The following is a 2,771-nucleotide window of genomic DNA, read 5'->3' as shown; positions in this document are numbered from 1 at the left end:
GTCGCGGCGGGCTTCGAGGAAGGCGAGGGCGTCCTCGATGTGGGCGAAGCGGGGGCGCTCGCCGTCGGCGGCGGGGCCGTCCAGCCCGGCCAGGGCGCTGGCCCGCATGGGGGCGGCCAGGCGCTCGGCGACCTCGGCGGTCTCGGCGGCCAGGGCGATGGTGGCCACGGCGGTCCAGCCCTGGGACCGGAAGGCGGAGGGGGCAAAGGCGGCGCGATAGGCGCTCACCGCCGGCCCGCCTTCGCTGCGGGCGATGAACTCGGCAAAGACCATGCCCACCCCGGCGCGCCCGGCGAAGTCGGCGGTCTCGGGCGAGGAGCAGAGCAGGAAGATATCCGGATGTGAGGGTCCCGAGGGCGAGGCGTGGATGCCCCGGGCCGGATGGGCCTCGGTGATCGGCTCCACCCCGCCGGCGTCCAGCAGCCAGGCGTTCAGGAGTGCGAAGTACTGCGGGAAGGCCTCGGACCCCGCCGAGCGCAGGGCCCCGCCGGTGCGCCCGTCCGTGCCCAGGGCCCGGCCGACGCCCAGGTCGATGCGGCCCGGCGCCAGGGCCTCCAGGGCCATGAAGACCTCGGCCACCTTCAGGGGCGAGTAGTTGACCAGCATGACCCCGCCCGAGCCCAGGCGGATGGTCTTCGTGGCCTGGGTCAGGGCGGCCATCAGGATCTCGGGGGAGGCCGAGCCCAGGCTGCGCATGTTGTGGTGCTCGGCCACCCAGAAGCGGTCATAGCCCAGCCGCTCGGCCGCCTGGGCCACGGCGATGGTCTCGCGCACGGCCTGGGCCTGGGTGGCCTCGCCGCCCACCGGCGACAGGTCGAGGACGGAGAGCCGGGCCTTCACGTCCGCTTGCCGGTCTTCTTGATCACGGCGGAGAAGGCAAACACCGTCTGCCCCTCCACGGTCATCAGCCCCCGCAGGAAGACGAGGCTGCGCCCACCCTTCACCACCTCGCCCCGGCACTCTAGCAGGGCGCCGGGCGGCACGGCCCCCACGAAGTCGGCATTCAGCGAGGCGGTGACGCTGGAGGCCTCCGTCAGCTGCTCCCGGGCGAAGATGAAGATGGCGTAGTCGGCGAAGGTCATCAGGGCCCCACCGTGCATGAAGCCGCCGCCGTTCATGTGCTTGGCCTCGGTCCGCATGGCGCAGACCGGGGCGCCGGTCTCGTCGATCCGGTAGAAGAAGGGGCCGGCGTGGTCCTCGAAAGGCTCGCCCGTATAGACCGTCCAGCCGGCCCAGGGGCCGTCCTCGAGCGTCTTGTGCACGAATGTCGGATAGCCCGTGTCGCCGTTGGCCATGGAAGTCCTCCCCGCGCCGCCTCCGACCACTTGAAGGCCTGCCTCCCAGCCTTTGCCAAACCCCGCGCCCGGGCGCCAGAGCCTACGGATAGATGCCAGAGAGCCTACCAGACCCGCTTCACGGCGAAGTCGTCGAACCGCGTCTCATTGGACACCAGAACAAGGTCCTCAGACAGGGCCTGGGCGATCAGCAAGCGGTCGAAGGGATCCTTGTGATCAATGCCCATCTCGCCGGCCAGGCGGGCGTGGCGAACGCTGATTCCAAGCCCCGTAAACCCCTGGCTGGCGATGATGGCCTCGAAGTCCTGAGCCAGCAGAGCGGCGTCGGGAAGCTTGCCGATCCTGAACTTGGTCGCGACCTCCATGGCCGAGGCGGCGCTGACGGCGACCGGGTTTCCCTCGTCTGACATGGCCTCCTGGGCGTGGCGGCCCAGCTTCTCGTCCCCTGCCAGCCACCAGATCAGGGCGTGGGTGTCGAGCAGGAGCCTCAAGCCAGGCCCCAGCCTTCCAGGTCTTCAGGAGGGAGGGGGTCATTGAACCGGTCATCCAGGCTGATCCGGCCCTTGAAGGCGCCGAATTGCCGGCGCCCGGGCGGCGTGACCGGGGACAGCCGCACGACAGGCGACTTGCCGCGCGCAATCACCACCTCCTCGCCGGACAGGGCTTCGGCGATCAGGCGCGAGAGGTGCGTCTTGGCGTCGTGAACAGAGTATTGGGCCATGGAACTCTCCTTAGCTAAGAATATGGCTAACTTTGACGCTCTTCAAGACGGTCCCTCCAAGCGGCGCCTCCGAGCAGAAGAAACGGCGGCCTTCGGGAAGAAGGGCCGCCGTTGCGAAGCCGCAAGGTCAAACTGGGATGGAGACAAGCGCGGCGGCCGGACCCGGCCCGGGGGGGCTGGGGGGGCGATTCAGGGTCCGGACCAGGTCCGACCGCCGACGGTCTCAACCTGGCGGCCGTCTGTGGCGGCGTCGGGTTCGGATTGAGGCGGTTTCGGGGCTTTTCAGCCCACCTTCCGCCCTGCCCGGAACCGCACCGGCATGGTCCGCGGCCCGGAGATGAAATTGCTCGCCAGCCATTCCGGCGGGGCCGTGCGCTCCAGGTCTTCCAGGCGGGACAGCACCTCCACCAGCATGGCGTCGATCTCGATCCGGGCGATGTGCTGGCCCAGGCACACGTGGGGGCCGTTGCCGAAGGCGATGTGGTCGGGGGCCGCCCGGGCCAGGTCCAGCTGGTCGGCGCGGTCGAACTGGGCGGGGTCGCGGTTGGCCGAGCCGAAATACATGACCACCTTGTCGCCCTGGCGGATCGTCTTGCCGCCCAGCTGGGCGTCCTTTCGGGCGGTGCGGCGCATGTAGATCACCGGGGTGGTCCAGCGCAGCAGCTCCTCCCGGGCGGCGGGCAGGCGCGCCGGCAGGTCAGCCTTCAGCCAGGCCAGCTGGTCGGGATGGTCCAGCATGGCGTCCAGGCCGCTGG

Annotated in this window: 5 protein-coding genes; all 5 read right to left on the bottom strand. The window is 70.2% G+C overall.

Going from position 1 to position 2,771, the window contains the following annotated elements; genetic code table 11:
- The coding region (locus WCJ52_RS12560) for an MsnO8 family LLM class oxidoreductase (protein ID WP_336903645.1) at positions 1-840 on the bottom strand (840 nt) is incomplete at its 3' end.
- The gene (locus WCJ52_RS12555) at positions 837-1,295 is read right to left on the bottom strand and encodes a PaaI family thioesterase (protein ID WP_336903644.1); all 459 of its coding nucleotides are present in this window, start codon (positions 1,293-1,295) and stop codon (positions 837-839) included. The genes WCJ52_RS12555 and WCJ52_RS12560, both read right to left, overlap by 4 nt.
- Before the next feature lie 104 nt (positions 1,296-1,399).
- On the bottom strand, positions 1,400-1,786 hold the full coding sequence (locus tag WCJ52_RS12550; protein WP_336903643.1) for a type II toxin-antitoxin system VapC family toxin: 387 nt from the start codon (positions 1,784-1,786) through the stop codon (positions 1,400-1,402).
- A complete protein-coding gene (locus WCJ52_RS12545; protein WP_336903642.1) occupies positions 1,783-2,016 on the bottom strand; it encodes an antitoxin in 234 nt (77 codons plus the stop codon). The genes WCJ52_RS12550 and WCJ52_RS12545 overlap by 4 nt, the downstream gene beginning before the upstream one ends.
- Positions 2,017-2,298: 282 nt before the next feature.
- Positions 2,299-2,771 (bottom strand): cytochrome P450 (locus tag WCJ52_RS12540; protein WP_336903641.1); only part of this gene is annotated, 473 nt, incomplete at its 5' end.

Origin of the sequence: Phenylobacterium sp. (assembly GCF_037138395.1) — a bacterium.
Lineage (GTDB): Bacteria > Pseudomonadota > Alphaproteobacteria > Caulobacterales > Caulobacteraceae > Phenylobacterium.
The sequence above is the reverse complement of the archived record's forward strand: the minus strand, read 5'-3'. Positions and strand labels throughout refer to the sequence as shown.

Coding starts and splice junctions, on each gene's coding strand:
- WCJ52_RS12545 (WP_336903642.1), bottom strand. CDS start 2,016: ATGGCCCAATACTCTGTTCACGACGCCAAGACGCACCTCTCGCGCCTG.
- WCJ52_RS12555 (WP_336903644.1), bottom strand. CDS start 1,295: ATGGCCAACGGCGACACGGGCTATCCGACATTCGTGCACAAGACGCTC.